The organism is Pelagibacterium halotolerans (assembly GCF_044811015.1).
Classification (GTDB): domain Bacteria; phylum Pseudomonadota; class Alphaproteobacteria; order Rhizobiales; family Devosiaceae; genus Pelagibacterium; species Pelagibacterium halotolerans_A.
Genome location: NZ_CP085243.1, coordinates 714,704 through 735,015 on the forward strand (window position 1 = coordinate 714,704; position 20,312 = coordinate 735,015).

20 protein-coding genes are annotated in these 20,312 nt (G+C 60.8%); 6 read left to right on the forward strand and 14 right to left on the reverse strand.

Translation table 11 applies throughout. From position 1 onward, the window contains the following. Window positions 1–162 precede the first annotated feature (162 nt). Window positions 163–609, forward strand: coding sequence for an outer membrane protein assembly factor BamE (locus tag LG281_RS03520; protein WP_404404408.1), 447 nt, complete (start codon window positions 163–165; stop codon window positions 607–609). On the opposite strand, the gene LG281_RS03525 is transcribed toward LG281_RS03520, so the two are convergent. The 11 genes from LG281_RS03525 to LG281_RS03575 form a co-directional block, all read right to left on the reverse strand. Continuing rightward, complete coding sequence (locus tag LG281_RS03525) at window positions 601–1,800, reverse strand: MFS transporter (RefSeq protein WP_404404410.1); 1,200 nt, start codon at window positions 1,798–1,800, stop codon at window positions 601–603. The genes LG281_RS03520 and LG281_RS03525 overlap by 9 nt on opposite strands. A 24-nt stretch (window positions 1,801–1,824) precedes the next feature. Beyond that, a complete protein-coding gene (nusB, locus tag LG281_RS03530) occupies window positions 1,825–2,301 on the reverse strand; it encodes a transcription antitermination factor NusB (RefSeq protein ID WP_404404412.1) in 477 nt (158 codons plus the stop codon). A 2-nt stretch (window positions 2,302–2,303) separates the two neighbouring features. Then, entirely contained in the window at window positions 2,304–2,783 is a 480-nt protein-coding gene (locus LG281_RS03535) for a 6,7-dimethyl-8-ribityllumazine synthase (RefSeq protein WP_404404414.1), read from the reverse strand. Next, window positions 2,784–3,395, reverse strand: coding sequence for a riboflavin synthase (locus tag LG281_RS03540; protein WP_404404416.1), 612 nt, complete (start codon window positions 3,393–3,395; stop codon window positions 2,784–2,786). A gap of 9 nt (window positions 3,396–3,404) precedes the next feature. Further along, on the reverse strand, window positions 3,405–4,493 hold the full coding sequence (ribD, locus tag LG281_RS03545; RefSeq protein WP_404404418.1) for a bifunctional diaminohydroxyphosphoribosylaminopyrimidine deaminase/5-amino-6-(5-phosphoribosylamino)uracil reductase RibD: 1,089 nt from the start codon (window positions 4,491–4,493) through the stop codon (window positions 3,405–3,407). Further along, on the reverse strand, window positions 4,490–4,969 hold the full coding sequence (nrdR, locus tag LG281_RS03550) for a transcriptional regulator NrdR (protein ID WP_404404420.1): 480 nt from the start codon (window positions 4,967–4,969) through the stop codon (window positions 4,490–4,492). Before nrdR ends, ribD begins: the two co-directional genes overlap by 4 nt. Before the next feature lie 6 nt (window positions 4,970–4,975). Continuing rightward, the gene (gene glyA / locus LG281_RS03555; protein ID WP_404404422.1) at window positions 4,976–6,274 is read right to left on the reverse strand and encodes a serine hydroxymethyltransferase; all 1,299 of its coding nucleotides are present in this window, start codon (window positions 6,272–6,274) and stop codon (window positions 4,976–4,978) included. Between the two features lie 100 nt (window positions 6,275–6,374). Further along, window positions 6,375–6,563 carry a DUF6898 family protein gene (locus LG281_RS03560; protein WP_404404424.1) on the reverse strand — a complete coding sequence of 63 codons (189 nt, stop codon included), beginning with the start codon at window positions 6,561–6,563 and terminating at the stop codon, window positions 6,375–6,377. Window positions 6,564–6,568: 5 nt separating this feature from the next. After that, the gene (locus tag LG281_RS03565; RefSeq protein ID WP_404404426.1) at window positions 6,569–7,852 is read right to left on the reverse strand and encodes a murein L,D-transpeptidase; all 1,284 of its coding nucleotides are present in this window, start codon (window positions 7,850–7,852) and stop codon (window positions 6,569–6,571) included. A gap of 245 nt (window positions 7,853–8,097) precedes the next feature. Beyond that, window positions 8,098–8,607 (reverse strand): transcriptional regulator LdtR, encoded by a 510-nt coding sequence (ldtR, locus tag LG281_RS03570; protein WP_404404428.1) that lies wholly within the window; start codon window positions 8,605–8,607, stop codon window positions 8,098–8,100. 304 nt (window positions 8,608–8,911) lie between these two features. Beyond that, window positions 8,912–9,301, reverse strand: coding sequence for a hypothetical protein (locus LG281_RS03575; RefSeq protein WP_404404430.1), 390 nt, complete (start codon window positions 9,299–9,301; stop codon window positions 8,912–8,914). A 201-nt stretch (window positions 9,302–9,502) separates the two neighbouring features. On the opposite strand from LG281_RS03575, the gene hemB reads away from it, so the two are divergent. Beyond that, entirely contained in the window at window positions 9,503–10,489 is a 987-nt protein-coding gene (gene hemB / locus LG281_RS03580; RefSeq protein WP_404406611.1) for a porphobilinogen synthase, read from the forward strand. On the opposite strand, the gene LG281_RS03585 is transcribed toward hemB, so the two are convergent. Continuing rightward, window positions 10,479–12,386 (reverse strand): putative bifunctional diguanylate cyclase/phosphodiesterase, encoded by a 1,908-nt coding sequence (locus LG281_RS03585; protein ID WP_404404432.1) that lies wholly within the window; start codon window positions 12,384–12,386, stop codon window positions 10,479–10,481. The genes hemB and LG281_RS03585 overlap by 11 nt on opposite strands. A 568-nt stretch (window positions 12,387–12,954) precedes the next feature. Between LG281_RS03585 and LG281_RS03590 the strand changes: the two genes are divergently transcribed. The 4 genes from LG281_RS03590 (at window position 12,955) to LG281_RS03605 (ending at window position 17,260) form a co-directional block, all read left to right on the forward strand. Further along, window positions 12,955–14,439 carry an MDR family MFS transporter gene (locus LG281_RS03590; protein ID WP_404404434.1) on the forward strand — a complete coding sequence of 495 codons (1,485 nt, stop codon included), beginning with the start codon at window positions 12,955–12,957 and terminating at the stop codon, window positions 14,437–14,439. A gap of 146 nt (window positions 14,440–14,585) precedes the next feature. Continuing rightward, a complete protein-coding gene (locus LG281_RS03595; RefSeq protein ID WP_404404437.1) occupies window positions 14,586–15,110 on the forward strand; it encodes an RDD family protein in 525 nt (174 codons plus the stop codon). Between the two features lie 97 nt (window positions 15,111–15,207). Continuing rightward, complete coding sequence (locus LG281_RS03600; protein WP_404404439.1) at window positions 15,208–15,969, forward strand: arginyltransferase; 762 nt, start codon at window positions 15,208–15,210, stop codon at window positions 15,967–15,969. 271 nt (window positions 15,970–16,240) lie between these two features. Continuing rightward, window positions 16,241–17,260, forward strand: coding sequence for an endonuclease/exonuclease/phosphatase family protein (locus LG281_RS03605; RefSeq protein WP_404404441.1), 1,020 nt, complete (start codon window positions 16,241–16,243; stop codon window positions 17,258–17,260). A 33-nt stretch (window positions 17,261–17,293) separates the two neighbouring features. Here the strand turns inward: LG281_RS03605 and parC are convergent, their stop codons facing one another. Then, window positions 17,294–19,555, reverse strand: coding sequence for a DNA topoisomerase IV subunit A (gene parC, locus LG281_RS03610; protein ID WP_404404443.1), 2,262 nt, complete (start codon window positions 19,553–19,555; stop codon window positions 17,294–17,296). A 37-nt stretch (window positions 19,556–19,592) separates the two neighbouring features. Beyond that, window positions 19,593–20,312 carry a DNA repair protein RecO gene (gene recO / locus LG281_RS03615; protein WP_404404445.1) on the reverse strand — a complete coding sequence of 240 codons (720 nt, stop codon included), beginning with the start codon at window positions 20,310–20,312 and terminating at the stop codon, window positions 19,593–19,595.

A 20,312-nucleotide genomic window follows, 5' to 3' on the forward strand; every position in this document is an offset into this window, starting at 1 on the left:
ACCTCGAAATCGGCAGCGGTCGCATCGAAAAGGATTGCTCGCTTGCCAGAACAGCCTTTGGACGGCTATAGCGTGTCGCATCGAACCGCGTTTGCCGCAACACCCTCGTCCTCGGCGCGCTGCGCGAGGCTATAGTCGAGAGCCAAGAGGAAAGTCAATTCCATGCCTTTGCGTCCGGTCCGCCTTCGCCTGAGCTCCATCGCCGTTGCCGCCGCCCTCGGGGTCGCGCTTGCCGGTTGTTCTGGCACCGGTTTCATCGCCAACCGCACGCTCGGCTACGATATCCCCGACGACGCCATTGCCCAGATCCGCCCCGGGGTCAGCCGCGATCTGGTGGAAATCGTTCTGGGTACGCCGCAAACGACCAGCACGTTCAGCGGTGAAACCGCCTGGTACTATATCGAGACCAAGGTAACCGAGACGGCGTTCGGATTGCAGACGGTGCAGGAACGCACGGTGCTGGCGGTCTATTTCGGCGCCAACAACCGTGTTGCCGACAAGGCCGTCTATACGCTCGAGGACGGCAAGGTGGTCGCCATCGAACAGCGCCGCACGGCGTCGTTCGGCGAAGACCAGGGGTTCATCGAAGCGATCCTGCAATCAATCTGATGGCATCGCGGGACCGCGCGGCCTCCGGCTGCGCAGGTCCGCCCAGGCCAGAAGCAAAATCGCCGCGGCGACAATCGGCATCACCATGAGATTGATCGCCTCCCAGCCAAGGACGTTGAGCAGCACGCCTGCGCCGATCGAGGCGACGGCCATGGTGCCGAAAACGAACTGTTCATTGAGCGCTTGTGCACGCGCGCCTTCCTCGGGCCGGTAGCCCTTCGAGAGGAGCACCGTCGAGCCGATAAAGCCGAAGTTCCAGCCCAGACCGAGCAGGACAAGCGCGATGTCGAAATGCAGCGTCGTGATGCCATTGAGCGATGTCGCCGCGGCAGCGAGAATCAGCACGAGCCCAATGCCGATGGTCATATGCGTGCCGATCCTCGAGATGATGGCACCAGTGACAAAGCTCGGCGCGAACATGGCCACGACATGCCACTGGATGGAATTGGCGGCATCGGCGGTCGAGTGGCCGCAGATATAGACCATGGCCAAGGGCGCGGCGACCATGACGAAGGTCATGAGCGCGTAGGACGCCATGGCGGTGATCATGGGCACGAAGATGTCGGGGTCGCGCAGCAATTGAGTCGTCGAACGGCCGGAAGCCCCCGGTTGCGGTTTGGGTTCACCTTTGGGCAGCCGAGTGAAACTCAGGAATGCGAGCGCCACGATGCCGAGCGCAGCGAGCGAAATGAACGAGCCCGCATAGGGCGCGCCGGGAACCGTTTCGGCCGTCATGCTCGCCAGACGGGGGCCGAGGAAGCCGGCAAGTACGCCACCGAACAACACCCAGGACACGGCGCGGGCCTTCATGTCGGGCGGCACGCTGTCCGCCGCCGCAAAGCGCGTCTGCTGGCCGAACGCGCCCGCCGCCCCGATGAGCCCGTAGGCGAGCGAAAGAACGATGAAACTGCCCAGGGCAAGGCCCAGGGCGGCAAGCAGGCCGCCAGCCATGCCAATCGTGACCCCGAGCATCAGGCCGCGCGTGCGGCCAAGCCGGTGCAAAATGATCGCTGCCGGGCCAGCGGTCAGCGCCATGCCAATAATCATGATGGTCGTCGGGACGGTGGCGAGGGCGCGGTCAGGAGAGAGCGTGGCAGCGGCGAGCGCGCCAACGGCAATTACGATACCCTGCGACGAACCGGCGATGGCCTGATTGCCCGAGAGCAGGACGATGTTGCGTGTGGCGCTCAATGGACTTCCCCTTTTCAGTCGGGGTCAGTCTTTGGCCCCATAGCCTTCCGAATACTGCCGTGCAACCGCGTCGAGCACACCGTTGACCATGCCCGGCACCTCGTCCTCGTAGAAGGCGAGCGCGACATCGACATATTCGCGTATCACGACCTTAAAGGGAATATCCTTGCGCATGGTCAATTCGAAAACGCCGGCGCGCAGGAGGGCGCGGAGGGTGGCGTCGATCCGGGTCATCGGCCAGCCGCTCTGAAGCGTCTTGTCGATGATGGGATCGAGCTTCAATTGATTCTGCACGACGCCGCGCACGATATGCTTGAAGTAGTCGGCATCGGCAGGAAGATATTGCTCGCCTTCGAGTTCATGGCCAAGCCGGTAGGTTTGGAATTCGGCGAGCGTATCTTCGAGCGTGGCCTGCCCGATGTCCATCTGATAGAGCGCCTGCACCGCAGCGAGGCGGGCCGAGCCGCGTTTGTTGGCCTGTCGCGTGCTTTCGTCGGCCATTATCAATCCTCTAGCCGTGTCTTGAGTGCGACCATGGTCATTGCGGCTACGGCAGCGCCGCCGCCCTTGTTCTGTTCCGAGATCCGCGCCCGTACCCAGGCCTGGTTCTCGTTCTCGACCGTCAGAATGCCATTGCCCAGGGCAATGCCGTCGGCGATGGTGAGGTCCATCAGGGCGCGGGCGCTTTCGTTCGAAACGATCTCGTAGTGGGTGGTTTCGCCCCGAATGACGCAGCCGAGGGCGACGTAGCCGTCGTATTTCTCGCCTTGCAGATCGCTCGCCATGGCGATGGCGGCAGGGATTTCGAGCGCGCCGGGGACGGTGACGACGTCAAAGCTTGCGCCGGCATCCCCGAACGCCTTGGTAGCGCCTTCGAGGAGGGCATCAGCGAGGTCGGAATAAAAGCGGGCCTCGACAATCAAATAATGTTGTCCCTTGGCCGAGCCCGGCGCAACGGTGTGGGTATCGCCTGAGACGGCCATTTAGTGTCCCTTATCGTACTGGAGCAGGCGCGCGGCATAGCGCGCCATCTGATCGACTTCAAGGTTTACCGCATCGCCCTCGTTGTAATCGGGCCAATTGGTCGCCTGGAGCGTGTGGGGAATGAGGTGGACGCTGAAGCGGTTGCCGTCGACCGAATTGACGGTGAGGGACGTGCCATTGAGGGCAACGCTGCCCTTCCTGGCGATGAAGGGGGCAAGATCTTTCGGCGCTTCGAAGGTAAAGGTGATCTGGTCACCCGTATCGCGGCGCTCGACGATTTTCGCCAGTCCGTCGACATGGCCGGAGACGATGTGCCCGCCGAGTTCGTCGCCGACCTTGAGCGAACGCTCGAGGTTGATGCGGCGGCCAAGCGCCCAGGCACCAACTTCCGTCACGTCGAGCGTTTCACGCGCGGCGAAGACGTCGAACCAGTTGCGCTCCTGGCCAGCCCCCTTGTCTGTGACGGTGAGACAAATGCCCTCGCACATGATCGAGGCGCCGAGGTCGATGCTTTCGGGGTCGTATTCGGTGGCGATACGGAGGCGGCGCCCGTCGTTGCGGTCGTCGATCTCGATCAGCGTGCCGATATCGGTGATGATGCCAGTGAACATTTGCGCGCGTTAGCCAGGTTCGAAGGTGCGCAGTCTATCGCACCCCAGGGCGCGGCGATCAACTTCCCTGTAGCCCAGTTGTGTCAAACGCTCCGGCAAGGATGCGTGAACAGTGGCAGGTACACCGTCGGCACCCAGTTCTACATCGCTTTCGAGCAGGTGGAAGCGGTCGATGAGACCGGCATCGAGCAGCGCGTCGTTGAGGACGGCGCCGCCTTCGCAAAGCACTGTGCCGATGCCGATCCCGGCGAGCGCTTCGAGCCCGGATTTGAGAGCCAGCCGGCCGTCTTCGGTCCCTACGGGAAAGCGCTGCACGACTTCAGGCAATGATTCAAGAGTGTGATTTTCTGCAATAACCGCAGTGGGATAGTCTGCAGCGGTGGCAAAGAGATTCAGGTTGGGATCGAGCGGCTTGCCGCTCCCGACGACGACCCGGAGCGGTTTTCGATTTTCCAGCCCCGGCAGGCGCACCGTCAAACTGGGGTCATCGATCCGTGCTGTTCCGGCGCCCACCATCACGGCGTCGGAAAAGGCGCGCTGCATATGCGTCCAGCGCCGGGCAACTTCGCCCGTCACCGGGACATTGCCGCGGTCGATGACTCCGATGCGGCCATCGGCGGAGACCGCGAGTTTGGCCGTGAGGAACGGGCGACCGCGCGTTACGCGAGAGAAGAACCCCTCGTGAAGGCGCTTCGTGCCTGGGTGGTCCGTAACGACAAGCGCTTCGACGCCGTGTTCTTGCAGCTTGGCTATGCTCGCGCCGCCAGTGCGCGGGTCGGGATCGACGGAGCCGACCACCACGCGGGTAATGCCGGCCTCGATTACGGCATCGACGCAGGGCGGCGTGCGGCCCCAATGGTTGCACGGTTCGAGCGTGACATAGAGCGTGGCCCTCTCCGCCCCGGATCCCGCCATAGCAATCGCTTCGGTTTCCGCGTGTGGCCGCCCGCCCCATGCCGTGACGCCGCGGCCTACGACGACACCGTCAGGGGAAACGACGATTGCGCCGACAGTGGGGTTCTCCGCGGTCGTGCCCAGATACGGCATGGCGATGCGGGCAGCGGCGTCGAGCCAGCGAAAATCGAGGGTGGCGCTCACACGTCGTCCTTGACCACGGCGCCCCTGCCCTCATCCATCTGGCGCAGGAAGGCCTCGAAATCCTCGGCACTCGAAAAATTCTTGTAGACCGAGGCGAAGCGGACGAAGGCGACGTCGTCGAGGCCTTTAAGGCCTTCCATGACATAGTCGCCGATCTGGTCCGAGCTCACCTCTACGTCGCCGAGGCTTTCGAGCTGGCGGACAACGCCGGAAATCATGCGCTCAGCAGCTTCAGGATCGACCTGGCGCTTGCGTAGTGCGGTCATCACCGAGCGGGTGAGCTTTTCGCGGTCGAAGGGCACCTTGCGGCCGGATTTCTTGACCACGACGAGGTCACGCAACTGAACGCGCTCGAACGTCGTAAAGCGGCCGCCGCAGCCGTTGCAGACGCGGCGGCGGCGGATCGCGTTGGAGTCCTCGGTGGGGCGGGAATCCTTGACCTGAGTATCGTCATTCCCGCAGTAAGGACACCGCATCGTCGGCTACCCGTAGATCGGGAAGGCTTTGGTCAACGTCATGACCTTCTCTTTCACCTGAGCCTCGACCGCGCCGTTGTTGTCCTCGCCATTGGCGGCAAGGCCGTCGAGCACTTCGATCATCAGATTGCCCACCGCGCGGAACTCCTCCTGACCGAAACCGCGTGAGGTGGCGGCCGGTGTACCAACACGGATGCCCGAGGTAATTGCAGGCTTTTCGGGGTCGAACGGGATGGCGTTCTTATTGCAGGTGATGAACGCGCGCTCGAGCGCGGCTTCGGCAGCCTTTCCGGTCACCTTTTTGGGCCGCAGGTCGACCAGCATCAGGTGATTGTCGGTGCCACCAGTGACGATCTCGAGGCCGCCCTTAACGAGCGTATCGGCCAGCGCCTGGGCGTTGGCAACAACCTGGCGGGCATAGGCTTTGAATTCGGGCGTCAATGCTTCGCCGAAGGCGACGGCCTTGGCGGCGATCACGTGCATCAGCGGGCCGCCCTGGATGCCCGGGAAAATGGCCGAATTGATCTTCTTGGCGATGGCCTCGTCATTGGTGAGGATCATGCCGCCACGTGGACCGCGCAGGGTCTTGTGGGTGGTGGTGGTAACGACGTGGGCGTGGGGGACCGGGTTGGGATAAATCCCGGCAGCGACCAGACCGGCGACGTGCGCCATGTCGACCATCAGGTAAGCCCCGACCTCGTCGGCGACCTTGCGGAATTCCGCCCAGTCCATCACGCGCGAATAGGCCGAGAAGCCCGCGACGATCATCTTGGGCTGATGTTCTTTGGCCAGAGCCCGCAGCTCGTCCATGTCGACGCGGCCATCCTGCTGGCGGACGCCGTATTGAATGGCGTTGAACCACTTGCCCGACTGGTTGGGCTTGGCGCCGTGGGTGAGGTGTCCGCCTGCATCGAGGCTCATCCCCAGAATGGTGTCGCCGGGCTGAAGCAGCGCCTGATAGGCGCCCTGATTGGCCTGTGAACCCGAATTGGGCTGTACGTTGACAAATTCGGCTCCGAAGAGCTGCCTGGCCCTGTCGATGGCAAGGTTTTCAGCGATATCGACGAACTGACAGCCGCCATAATAACGGCGACCGGGATAACCTTCGGCGTATTTGTTGGTGAGGACCGAACCCTGGGCCTCAAGCACCGCGCTGGAGACGATGTTCTCGGACGCGATCAACTCGATCTCGTGCCGCTGGCGACCGAGTTCGTCGGTAATCGCCTGCGCGATGATCGGATCACTGTCCGCGAGAGTGCGAGTGAAGAAGTCAGGGAATAGCGGTGCTGTCCCGGTGGCGCTCATTGGCAAACCCTACCCGTGTTGCAAAAAAGGCAAGCAAGCGCGCTCCGCTTAGCATGAAGGGGAGCGCGATTCCAAGCAAAGATAGGAGGAAGGGAGCGCTTTAGTACCCCTCTTGCTCCAGCTTGCGTTTGAGCTTGGCGAGCGCGATGGATTTCATCTGCGTCTCAGTTGCCGTCGCAGGCGCGACGATGATCACTTCGACGCCGGTTTCCGGGTCGATGGCCGCCACACGGACCTGCTGGCCCACTTGGCGGAACTCAAACAGCGTTTCACGCGGCGCGCCGGACACAGACGTCAGGACACCAGTTCCGGGAAATCCACCCGACCGGTCGCGTCGAAATCGTAGACGTCGTCGCGGAAGCTAACGACGCCGTTGCGATTCGCCCAAGCGGTGAAATAGGTCGTGAAGATCGGCACGGGATTCTCGACGCTCTCGTCCAGCCGCTCGCCCGAGGCGAAGACCGAGTTGACGTCGATGATGCTGTAGCCGTTGTCGCGCAGTATCCAAGCGACGAATTCATCAACGTTGGACACACGCACGCAACCCGAGGAGTGGAAGCGTTGCGTACCCGAGAAAAGATCCTGTTGCGGCGTGTCGTGCAGATAGACCGAATAAGGGTTGTGGAAGTTGATCTTCACGTTACCCATCGAGTTCCGCACGCCAGGATCCTGGCGCAGCGTATAATTTACGGCCTCGCTGGTCGTCCAGTCGATCGATGACGGGGGTACTTCGTTCCCCGAACCGTCGAAAATGCGGATGTTGTATTCGGTCAGGTAGTTGGGATTTTCCTGCATCAGACGCGTAATATCGCGCTCGATGATCGACTTGGGCACCGTCCAGTACGGATTGAAGTTGATCTGGTGGATGCGGCTTTTGAGGATCGGCGTCTGCCGGTCGATACGCCCGACGATCGCCGTATGGCGCTGCGCAATCTGCGCACCCTCAACCGCTTCGATGGCCGCGGCGGGGATATTGACGTTTACGTAACGGTCAGTGAGCTGGCCGGCCAGCCCGCGCACGCGCTCGAGATTGAGATTGATCTGGCGGAGGCGTTCATGGGTCGGCACGGCCATAGCCCAATAGGTCGCTTCATCCACCTTGCCGGTAATCTGCAGACCATGGCGCGCCTGGAAGCCGCGCACGGCAACGTCGAGCGGGGCATCGAACATCTCAGACATTTCGGCGTCCTGCGGCAGGTCGCCCGTATGGGTAAGATAGACCCGCAGGTCACGGACCGCCTTGCGATGGTTGCCCAAGATCAATCCATAAACATTGGTGGGCACTTCCGGCCATCCGCCGATATTGACCAGACGCTGATAATAGTCAGCGACACGCTGGAGATTATATTCGGTATCGAGCGAGACGATGGGATCCGTCGTACCGATCGCGTCCATGGCGATGCGGGAATTCGCTTCGCGATCCGTCTCACTGAGGATGCGCCGCTGAGTCAGCGAGCCCAGGACCGACTCTGCCATCGCCGGCATCGGAAAGGCCGCGCCTGCGGCGACTGCCGCCAAAGTCTTGATTGCGTTGCGCCGGCCCTTATTGATCGAATTCTGCACCATCCGTCGTGTCACCTAGTCCTAAACCCTTCGCGAAAACACGCTCTTTTGCACCAATCCTCCCTGCCCCACAACGGCGCTCAAGGAGGTTTTACCGTCCGACCGCCGGACAGCGTGATTCATCTAGCCCGGCGTAAGACGCCCAGCTAGGACCGGTTTGCGGCGCAAATAAGAAACGCCGGCGCGCTGGCCGGCGTTTGCCTTATTGGTGTGGCAATGTCGCCACAGTCCTGTGTTGCGCGCCCCGGCGGAAAAGTCGTTCAGAGCTTATAGAGGATCTGATCGACCCAGAAGCGTTCAAGGCGCGAGAGTGCCGTGTTGAGACCGGAGAAGTCCGATTCGCCCAGCCCACCGACCTTTTCGATGGAGTTGAGGTGGCGTTCATAGAGTTCGTCGATGACTTCAGCAACTTCCTCACCCTTCGGGGTCAGGCGGATCCGCACCGAGCGACGATCTGTCTTGGAGCGCTCCTGAAAGATATAGCCGGTCTCGACGAGCTTCTTGAGGTTATAAGAAACGTTCGAGCCCAGGTAATATCCGCGGGTCCGCAGCTCGCCTGCAGTCAGTTCGCTATCGCCGATGTTGAACATCAGGAGCGCCTGAACCGGGTTGATGTCGTCCCATCCCATCCGGTCGAACTCATCCTTGATGAGATCGAGCAGGCGGCGATGCAGACGCTCGACCCGGGCGACCGCTTCGAGATAAAGGGGTTTCAGGCTGCGCTCGCGTTCCGGCGTATCGGCCTTTGCGGCGGAAACATTGTTAGCCATCGGTTTTGCCTCACTGTCAAATGCGCACGTTTTTCGTGTCTATGACGCCAAATTACCGGTCTCCCGATAAGAACGGTTTAAGAGACAGGATTAACTTTATCTTACGGGAAAACTTGAGGTTTTTTGGTTTTTGCTTCGTTACACCGATACCGAAATTTGTAACCTTTACGGGGCGTAAACAGGTCGAGAAGAGCGGCCTTGACCCTGCTCACGTCCGATGCACGGCCTTTTGCGTGGGGGCCGATAGGGATTTATCCACAGGACCGAAAAGCAGATGCGAGCCGACGGGCGCCGGCCTCGCGCGCTATTCAAATGCGCGGCGGCGAGCGGCAAGGGCCGCGAATGCCACAAGGAGTATGGTTGCCAGCATGAGCACAGTTTTGAAGATAAATGCCGTCAAACTCATGGCAATTGCCGTACTTCCGGAAAGGTAGAGCACGATTTCGACCGCGAGCGTCAAGCCGAGCAGAAGCAGCCCCCAATGCACCTGGAGCCAAAGCCCGACGGCCGCGAACAGGCGCGCGACCGCAACCACAGCCAGCAACGTAAAGCCGACGGCTCCCAGTGCAGTGAGCGGGCTTGTGGTACCACCCGTAACGCCCAGCAGACGTCCCGCGTCAAGCAGCCCCAGGCACAGGCTGGCAACAGCGAGAAAGCGGGTCGCAAAGCGCGCAATGTCGGATTTGAAATCCATCGAGGTCCCTCTTGTCTCTTGCTATCGCGATTTGCCGGAAAAGGACAAGGCTTGGTTTTGTGTACCGGGGATGGCTGCGACCGCTACCAAATGCCGCCGCGCCATCGCCAGGAGTTGACGCCGCGTGTCCGGGGGGTACACCAAAGGGCGCTGCCGCATGAACCTGGAGACAACGCCGTGAGCGGATTTATCAAGCACGACATGAGCTTTCTTGAGGGGCGGCGGCTGCGTCGACCACGTATGGCAGCGTGGAGCCGCGACCTCGTGCGGGAAACTCTGCTCACGCCTGCCGATTTCATCTGGCCGATCTTCGTCATCGAGGGGCAGAACGAACGGCAGGCCGTTACCTCCATGCCGGGCGTCGAGCGGCTGACGATCGACCTGGCCGTTGAGGCCGCCATGGCAGCGCGCGCCGAGGGCATTCCGGCGATCGCGCTCTTTCCCAATACGGCGCCGGACAAGCGCACCGAGGACGGGCGGGAAGCGGTCAATCCCGACAATCTCGTTTGCCGGGCGCTATCGGCGATCAAGGAGGCGGTTCCCGAGATCGGGCTCATAGCTGACGTTGCGCTAGACCCCTATACCAGCCACGGGCATGACGGGGTGATGGCGGGCGAGGAAATCCTCAATGACGAAACTGTCGATATCCTCGTCGAACAAGCGCTGGTGCAGGCGCGCGCCGGGGCGGACGTGATCGCCCCGTCCGACATGATGGATGGACGCATCAAGGCGATTCGTGCCGCGCTCGACGTCGAGGGGTTCGAAAAAACGCTCATCATGTCCTATGCGGCCAAGTATGCTTCGGCCTTTTACGGGCCATTCCGGGAGGCGGTCGGATCGGGGAGCCGGCTGAAGGGCTCGAAACTCACTTACCAGATGGACCCGGCCAATCACGAGGACGCGGTCCGCGAGGTCGGACAGGATATTTTCGAGGGCGCCGACTGGGTAATGGTCAAGCCCGGCATGCCCTATCTCGACATCTGCCGCATGCTCAAGGACCGGTTCGACATCCCCGTCTTCGCCTATCAGGTCTCGGGCGAATACGCGATGATCGCGATGGCCGGGAACGCGGGAGCGATCGACAAGGACGCCGCCATGGCGGAAAGCCTCATGGCATTCAAACGCGCCGGATGCTCGGGCATTCTCACCTATTTCGCGCTCGACATGGCCCGGAAGCTCAACGGGTAACGCTGTTGGCGCAAATTTTCTGTTCCGCTGCGCCGCGCGTCAGAAAGGCTATGGCATCTGCAGCCGGCATCGGCCGTGCGATATAATAGCCTTGCGCCTGCGCGGCACCAACAGCACGAGCCACCTCCAATTGCGCGGCCGTTTCGATGCCCTCGGCAATCACGTCCATGTCCAGCGCGACGCCTATGCCAACCATCGCCGAGAACACCGAATGAGCACGCCTGTCGCTGTCGATCTTATCGGCAAACGCGCGGTCGATCTTGAGGCATTGAAAACTGAAGCGTCTCAAGCTGGTCATGGAAGAGAAGCCTGCGCCAAAATCGTCGACAGCGAGACGTATCCCCATTTCCGCAAGGTTCTTCAGTTCAGTCTCGACAGCATCGATATCAAGGAAAATTTCTTCGGTAACCTCGACCTCGAAATCCGATCCTTTGAGCCCCTCTTGTGCAAGGACCTCTGCGATCAAGTTCGATACGGGAAAGGCCGAAAGGTCTCGCGGAGAAAGGTTGAACCCCACCCGAATATCGTCATGTCCGGCAGCATAAAGCATGGTGCGAAAACGCGCGGCGCAGCGGACGACATGCCGCAGCAATTCGTAACCCAGCCCTGCACGCTGGGCTGCGGCGACGATTTTGGGCGGAGCCACTGCTCCGCGGCGAGGATTGTGCCAGCGCAACAGTCCTTCGTACCCGATCGTGTTTCCTGAGCGAAGGCATACTTGCGGCTGGAAGTGAAGCGTTAGTTCCTCGCGCGTCAACGCAATGGCCAGTTCACTCTGAAGCAGGCTGTCTTCGACCAGATCATCGAGCATATATTGCTCGAAGCGAACCGCCTTGCCTCCCGTCCCGCCCTTTGCCTCCATGAGGGCGAGATCGGCGCTGGTCATGGTGTGTTCTCTAAGAATTCCCCAAACACAGCCAAGCGAAGCGCTTATCGCTTGCTTGCGCCCAGAGATTCTGGCGGGCTTCTGCAAGATATCAGCGATTTCTTCGGGGAGCCGGCTTTCTGCCGTGATGCCGGGCCTGTCCGCGATCACAACAAATTCGTCGCCGCCCAGGCGAGCCAAGAAATCGTTGTCAGAGGTCACCGAGCGCAAGCGCTCGGCTATGGTAATGAGAACCTCGTCGCCCGCAGTGTGGCCGAACCTGTCGTTGACCCATTTGAAGTTATCGACATCGATCAGCATGAACAGAACCTGGCGCCGGTCTTCGGCAGCCGCCTCATACCGATCGAGATAGCGCTGAAACGCCCGACGGTTGGCGAGGCCGGTCAGTGGATCGAACCAGGCCAGCTTGTCCAGCTCCTCATTCCGGCTGGCCAGTTCCTCACTGTAAACCGTGAGCTGTTCATGCGCCGCATTGGCTGTCTCGAGCAGCTCATCACGTTCGTATGAGGCTATGCGGTTGCGGATATCTTCGGACTGAAGGCGAAGGATCATGAGCACGCACCCAACGTATGCACCCGTGGCAATGACCCAGAAAAAGGGCAGCGAGTCCTCCGAGACGAACCCCTTGGCATAAAGCGTCGCGACAAAGATAATTGTCAGGGTGACAATGCTTGTCAGCGCGTAGCTGCGTGCGAATAGCGCTATGCCGAAAAATGTACCCGTCAGCAATTGCAGCATGGCGATGTCATACATGCTGCCGAGCCGGGGAATGACGAAGATCGTTACGATGCCCGTTATAAGGCCGTGATTTATGTCCTTGAACGCGAGGAGGACCAACAGGCGGCCCTGGTAACGGTCCACCAACGCGTCCAGGTTGGGCAAACAAGCGACGACCCCGGGAAAACACGCCGCAAAAGCGATGATGACTGACAGCGCCACAAACCAGTCGAACGGGGTGAGAACGTAAAGCAGTGCCAAAATAGCCGGCACCATGATGATCGCGCCGACCAATTCCGCCCGTATGCGCCTGAGCATATCGGCAATATATGCCCGCCGAATCGCCGCGTAGCGAGGCGCGGGATCGCGTATAAACCGTATGACGTCGGCTGCCATAAGCTTAGCGCCAAACGCGGCAAGCAGCCTGAACACGCGCCCTTTCGATTGGATCATCCCGCGCCCCCTTTTTCTCCAACCCGAAGGGGACCAATGGTCGGGCTGGCTCGCTAACTTCCGGTAAACTCTGGAGATTTGCTCAGTATTCATGCGCAAATCGGACAGAATCTGCGCTTTCCGGATATTAGAGTCCAACCGAAGACTCTGCCGGGTCGGCCTTGCGGGTCTTGTATGCTCAGGAAAAACCCCTTGCAGGTCCTCAACCGCCGAGTTTTCGGTTGGGCTCTTACCGCACCAGGAAAACGTGCCGTTGCCCCGGCCATAGTGGCGTCGTGTACCGATCGTCGTTGAGCTGCCGAGGGTTGACTTTCTGCGCGGCAGGGAGGACAAACTCGTCCCGCACGTTGGCATTTGCGTGCGGGTCACCCCAATTCATCAAATTTGACCCTTTCGGGCAGGAAAACTCATGTCTTTCGACCCTTCGGACGCGCACGCGCCGGCGGAGACTCCTTCGGGCGCGGATGTCGCGGCACGGAATCGTCTCGTTATCGCGTTGCTTCTGATTTCCACCTTCGTTGTGATTCTCAACGAAACGATCATGAGCGTGGCGCTGCCTACGCTCATGGAGGAGCTCGTCGTCACCGCGAGCGCCGCGCAATGGCTCAGTTCCGGCTTCATGCTCACGATGGCCGTTGTGATCCCGATCACTGGATTTTTGATTCAGCGCTTCAATACGCGCCCGATCTTTATCGCAGCAATGACGCTGTTCAGCATCGGCACCCTCTTGTGCGCCATTGCCCCGAGCCTTCCGCCGCTGATCTTCGGACGTATCGTTCAGGCGTGCGGCACTGCGATCATGATCCCGCTGTTGATGACCACGGTTATGACGCTCGTGCCGCCGCAATCTCGGGGCAAGACGATGGGTAACATCTCGATCGTCATTTCCGTTGCGCCGGCGCTCGGACCGACCATTTCAGGGTTCATCCTCGACAATCTGACCTGGCGCTGGATGTTCTGGCTGGTGCTGCCCATTGCGCTTGCCGCGCTGGCGGTGGGGTACATGCGCATGAAGAACGTGACCACCCCCAGGATCGCGCCGATCGACGTTATTTCGGTGGTTCTTTCAGCGATCGGATTCGGCGGACTGGTTTATGGGCTTTCGCATTTCGGCGAAGGGGCTATCGGCGTGCCTACCGTCGCGCTCTGGACGCCGATTGGATTTGGCGTTGCGGGTATCGCCGCTTTCGTCGCGCGTCAGCTCATCTTGCAGCGCGAAGACAAGGCGCTGCTCGATCTGCGGACCTTCCGATCCGGGATTTTCACGGTTTCAACGATCATGATGGCCCTGGCGATGATGTCGCTTTTCGGCGTTGTCATCCTGCTGCCGATGTTCACACGGAACGTTCTGGGCTTGGATGCGTCGCAGACCGGGCTCCTTCTGTTACCGGGCGGGCTTGTCATGGGGTTGATGGCACCTTTCGTCGGACGTCTCTACGACAAAATTGGCCCAACAATGCTGGTGATCCCCGGTTCGATCATTGTGAGTAGCGCACTCTGGTCGCTAACCTTCATGGACCAGAACACGGTATATGGCTGGCTGCTGGCGGCGCATATCACGCTCAGTGTGGGGCTGGCGCTCCTGTTCACGCCGCTGTTCACCGCGAGCCTCGGCTCCCTGCCCGGGCATCTTTATTCGCACGGAAGCGCCATTATCGGCACGCTGCAACAGGTCGCAGGCGCAGCCGGCACGGCGCTTTTCGTCGCGCTGATGACAGGACAGGCGGCTGCCCTGATTGCCGAGGGTGCCGATGCCACTCCGGCGATGGCTGGCGGCATTCGGCTTGCGTTCCAGGTTGGCGGCGCATTTTCGCTACTGATGGTGCTTTCGGCATTCTTCATCCGCAAGCCGGAGGATGCCGGGGTCTCGGGCGAACCGGTGCCCGAACACTGAACTTGGTGCATGCCGAATTTGGGGCGGCCGCTTGGCTGCCCCTTTTCGTTTTTGCCGCCTCACCCGCGTGGGAAAAACTTTCCACCACAACCTTGCTATTGGCGTCGGATACACCAATCTTTCGCTCAGCAGCGGAGGGTTGGCCCATGGTTTCGGATATATTTGGCCGTATTTTACGTAGCGACTTGCCTGACCCGGCAGAGGCACCGGAATTGTTCGATGGCATTCTCACCCGGCGCGTGGTGGCGTTTATTGTCGATTGCGTGATCATGGGCGTTCTGATTACGGCAGCGTTCATCGTCGCGGCCATAATGGGTATCGTGACCCTCGGGCTGGCGTGGCTCACTTTTCCCGTCATCGTTCCTATCGTTTTTGTCGCCTATTATGCAGTGACGCTCGGCTCGGCAGCGCGGGCCACAATCGGTATGCGGGCGATGGACATCGTGTTGACCCCGACGCGGGAAACGACGCTCGATGGATGGATGGCGATGATCCACGTCGTGGCGTTCTGGATTTCCTGTGCGATCTTTACACCGTTCATCGTTCTGGTGGGGCTGTTCACGAACCGCAGACAGTTGCTGCACGACATCATCGTGGGCACGTTGATGGTGAGGCGGTCTCCGATGGAGCGACACTGGGTCGCCTATCAACGCGGAACACTTGGGACCTAGCCAGTCATCACCATCCTTTGACCAAGCTTGATCCGTTGCACGCCCAAGGTTGCGCGACTACACTCAATTTGAGTGCAACCCAAGCGCCGGATCGCGAATGGATCACACACCCGAAAGCGCGCAGTTCTTCCTGACCGCTCCCATGCCCTGCCCTTACCTCGAGGGCCGGCAGGAGCGTAAGCTTTTCACGCACCTGAGCGGACGGCGCGCCGGTGCCCTGCATCATATGCTTTCTGAGCATGGTTTCCGCCGCAGCCAGAACCTTATCTACCGTCCGGCGTGCCTGGATTGCGATGCCTGTCAATCCGTGCGTGTCGTGTGTAACGCATTCGCACCGAAAACCCGGCACCGGCGCAATCTCAAAACCAACGGCGATATTGTCGCCGAAGCGACCTCGCCGATTGCCTCGAGCGAGCAATACGCGCTCTTCAAACGCTATCTGCAGGCCCGACACGACGGCGGGGGCATGACCCAGATGAGTTATCTCGACTATGAGTTCATGGTCGAGGATACGCCGGTTCAGTCGCTGCTGGTCGAGTACCGGCTTAGCGCCGATTGCGACGACGGCGGAGAGGGGCAACTCGTTGGGGTGGCGCTGACGGATGTGCTGCCCGATGGGCTCTCGATGGTCTACAGCTTTTTCGACCCGGATATGCACAAGCGCGGTCTCGGGACTTATATGATCCTCGATCACATCACCCGTGCACGCGAGGTCGGCTCCGGCTATCTTTATCTTGGCTATTGGGTCAAGAATTCTCCCAAAATGGCCTATAAGGTCTCCTATCAGCCGCTCGAAGTGCAGCGCGGAACCCAAGGGTGGGTCCGGCTGGACCCGGAACAGGCTCAGGACGACAGCTAGGGCCTGTTAACGCTTATGGATAGGGGTTTGATTTTGCATAAATCGTTCAATGCCAAGCGTTTTCCGCAGGGCGGGGTTATCCCCCGTGCTGCGGGAAACGCGCCGGCAGTGGGCGATTTATGCAAAACCCTCCGGGCGGGTCATAGTCCAGCCCCTTATCGCGAAAAATTCGCCTTGCAGGCGTCAGCCTGTGGCGGCGCATTTTCCACGAAAGGTTCTCGGACTATGGCCCGTCAAACCTCTATCCATAAGCGTTAACAGGCCCTGGGGCGTGAACATATTGACCGGGACGATCAGGGGGCTTGTCGCCGCGGGTTACGCAGCGATCTGCTGTATTTTCGCCGGCGCGGCCATTGGTGCTGCGCTGGGGTTCGCCCATCCCGTTCTGGACCTCTTCAACCATGCCCAGCCGGTTCTCTTTTACGGGTCGATCGTGCTGATGCTTTTCGCTCCGCTTTTCGTGCGGGGTGCAGTGCTCAAGCCATTCGTTTTGACCGTTGCGGCTACGGGACTTGTCGCCTCAAGCCTTGTCTACATTCCCGAAGCGGTTCGGGGATTTGCACCGCGACCGCCGGTACCGGGTGGCGACCGGCCGGTTTACACGGTGATGACGTTCAACGTCTTTGGCCGGAACCGAGAGCCTGAGCGGCTGGTTGCATCCATTCTCGAGGCTGATCCGGATATTCTCGCGCTGCAGGAATATAGCCGGGATATGCGCCAGGAGATTCACCGCACGCTCGCAGAACACTATCCCAATTTCCAATACTGCGCGGGCGGGGAGCGGGCATTCGTGGGGCTTTATGCGAAATTCCCCTTCGAGCCACTCAACGAAGACGCATGCTCGTCCACGATCATGAGCCCAGACCGGACGGCGCGGATCATCGTGCGGTTCGAGCCCGAGGGTGGTCCGCCCTTTTCCGTGGCGACGACGCATCACGACTGGCCAGCGCCGATCACGCGGCAGGCGGTGCAGTTCGAAACACTGGCTGAAGCACTCTCAACGGTCGAACCGCCGGTTCTGCTCGTAGGCGATTTTAACTCAACGCCCTGGTCGTATGCGCTACGCAATTTCGTAGCCGTCGCGGGGGTAACGCGGCATACCTATAACATACCGACGTTTCCGCAGATCTGGCACTATTTGGGCGACTGGCGTCCTATCCCGGCGCTCCTGCCAATCGACCACGTCATGACCCGTGGCGGAATCGCGATCCACTCGATCACAACGGGCGACCCAGCCGGCAGCGATCACAAGCCGTTGCTCGTTACATTCTCGGTGGGCGACCCGGCTTAAGAGCGTGGCGAAAAGCCGAGTCGTCAGAATCGGTTAGCCGGCGAACCTGTTGTTCCGCGGGAAGCCGGTCGGTGGCTGCCGTCCGGCCTGAGCGCGGTCGCCGAGCCAGTCGCGGAGGTCGTCCATCGACTTGGTGAAGACGCGGCCCGAGGAGTCGGTCCAAGTGAGCCCATCGCTCGCGGCGAAGACCTTGGCGTCGGAAATGCCGCCATCCTTGTATTTTTGCAACCGCACACCCTTGCCGCGTGCCATGGCCGGCAATTGTTCGAGCGGGAAAACGAGAAGCTTGCGGTTCTGCCCGATGACGGCGACCGTATCGCCTTGGGCCGGAATGCAGAGCTTGGCTTCCTGGGGGCCTGAGACATTGAGGACCTGCTTGCCCTTGCGGGTGTTGGCGACGAGATCGTCTTCGGCGACGATGAAGCCGTTACCTATATCTGAGGCGATCAGGCGTTTGGCGCCGGGCTTATGAACGAAGAGGTCCACGATGCCATGCCCCTCGTCGATATCGACCATGATACGCACCGGTTCGCCGTGGCCGCGGCCACCCGGGAGTTTGTCAGCGCCCAGCGTATAGACCTTGCCCCCGGTTGAGAGCAGCAGGAGTTTATCGGTCGTTTCGCAGGTGAAGTGGAGCTTCAGCCTATCGTCGGACTTGAACGCCACGCCAGCCACGTCGCTGGTGTGGCCTTTGAGCGCGCGGATCCAGCCCTTTTCAGAGAGGATGACCGTGATCGGTTCACGCTCGATCATGGCCGTCTCGATATCGGCAAGGTCGGTCTGCGGGGCTTCGGCGAGCTGTGTGCGGCGCGCACCAACCGGATCGGGGATGCCGCTGCGTTCCTTCGGGAAGTCCTTCTTGAGTTGCTCGACCTGTTTGCGGACTTCGCCCCATTGGCGCTTTTCCGAGCCGAGAAGGATTTCGATATGGCCCTTTTCTTCGGTGAGCTTGTCGAATTCGGTCCTGATCTCGATCTCTTCGAGCTTGGCCAATGATCGCAGGCGCATGTTAAGGATGGCGTCGGCCTGCACCTCGGTGAGGTCCCATTTGGCCATCATCTTCTGTTTGGGCTCGTCCTCCTCGCGGATGATACGGATCACCTCGTCGAGGTTGAGATAGGCGATGAGATAGCCGGCCAACACCTCGAGCCGATGCTCAATCTGGTCGAGCCTGTGTTGCGAACGGCGGACCAGAACCTCTTTGCGGTGGTTGAGCCAGGCCTTGAGCGCGTCGGCAAGGCTCATGACGCGCGGGACGAGCCCACCGTCGAGCACGTTCATGTTGAGCGAGATGCGGCATTCGAGCTCGGTCAGCTTGAACATCGATTCCATCAGAAGGACAGGATCGACATTGCGGGCGCGCGGTTCGAGGACGAGACGGATATCTTCGGCGCTCTCGTCGCGCACATCCTTGAGGAGGGGTAGTTTGCGGGCCAGAAGCAGCTCGGCGATCTTCTCCACCAACCGGGATTTCTGCACCGCATAAGGGATTTCGGTGATGACGATCTGGTAGCCGCCGCGGCCGGTGTCTTCGGTCTCCCACTTGGCGCGCACGCGGAAACCGCCACGGCCGGTGGCGTAGGCCTGTTCGGTCGCCGCGGGATCGTCGACGAGGATACCGCCAGTGGGGAAGTCGGGACCGGGTACGAAGCGCATCAGGTCGCGCGCGGTCGCCTCGGGGCTTTCGAGCAGGTGCAGCGCTGCGTCGCAGAGTTCGGCAACGTTGTGCGGCGGGATCGATGTCGCCATGCCCACGGCGATGCCGCTGGCGCCATTGGCGAGAAGGTTGGGGAAGTTGGACGGTAGGACGACGGGTTCCTCGTCCTCGCCGTCATAGGTCTGGCGGAAATCGACGGCATTTTCGGTGATGCCTTCGAGGAGCCGCGCGGCGACGTCGGTCATGCGGCTTTCGGTATAGCGCATGGCGGCGGGACTATCGCCATCGATCGAGCCGAAATTGCCCTGGCCGTCCACAAGCGGGTAGCGGACAGCGAAATCCTGGGCGAGACGCACCAGAGCGTCATAGACGGCCTGATCGCCATGGGGGTGGAACTTACCAATGACATCGCCGACGACGCGCGAGCATTTCTTGTAGCCCTGCCCCGGATCGAGCTTCAGAATCCGCATGGCGTGCAGAATGCGCCGATGGACGGGCTTGAGCCCATCGCGGGCGTCGGGCAGCGCGCGTTGCGTGATCGTCGAGATCGCATAGGACAGGTAACGCTCTTCGAGCGCCTGCCGCAGATCGACGATGCGCTCCCCGCCGCTCTTGGGCGGATCGAGAACTTCTGCCATGAGCTATCCTTCAAAGAACATACGAATCAGGGATCGATTATAGCCTGCCGGTCAACTTCAATGTGAGCCAATCGCGGGTTGCCGGGGGCTCGATTTGGCGGGCTGTCCACACATGTCTGTCGAGGAAATGTCCTGTCAATGCGAACGCGGCGGCGACGTCGCCTTGTTCGGGTGGGATATCCTCGATCAAAAAGCGGGGCAGACGAAGCAAGCGGTCCTTGTAGGGCTCGGCCTCTTGGGCGCAGACCGCCCTGCCCGTCTTGGGCGAAACGTGCGTAAGATTTTCGTGCACGCCAGTCACCGCGCAGGTCTCGAGGTCGAGGCCGAAGCCCAGCTCGTCGAGCAGAACAAGCTCGAAGCGCGCGAGTTCGGCGCCCAGTTCGGTGTCGTTGAAATCCTCATCGAGCAGCATCACGACAGCTTCCAGAAGCATGTCGTGTGGATCGCGTTCGGGCAACAGGCGCAGGTGATCGGCAAGCATTTGGCTGAGATAAAGGCGCGTCCGGTCCGCGATCAGCGTTGCCGCGCGCATCCGGGTCACTTCGGCAGTGAAGAGCCCCAGATGGTCCTCAAGGCGCGCCCTCCAGGTCAAGAGCGCCGAGTTGCCCGGCTGCAGCGCCGCAGCCTGCTTGCGCGAGCGCCCGCCGCGCACGAGGCCGAAACAGCGTCCGCGACCGGGCACCATGGTTTCGAGGATGAGGCTCGTTTCCCCGTGCTTTCGAATGCCGATGATCAGGCCTTCGGCAGACCATTCCAT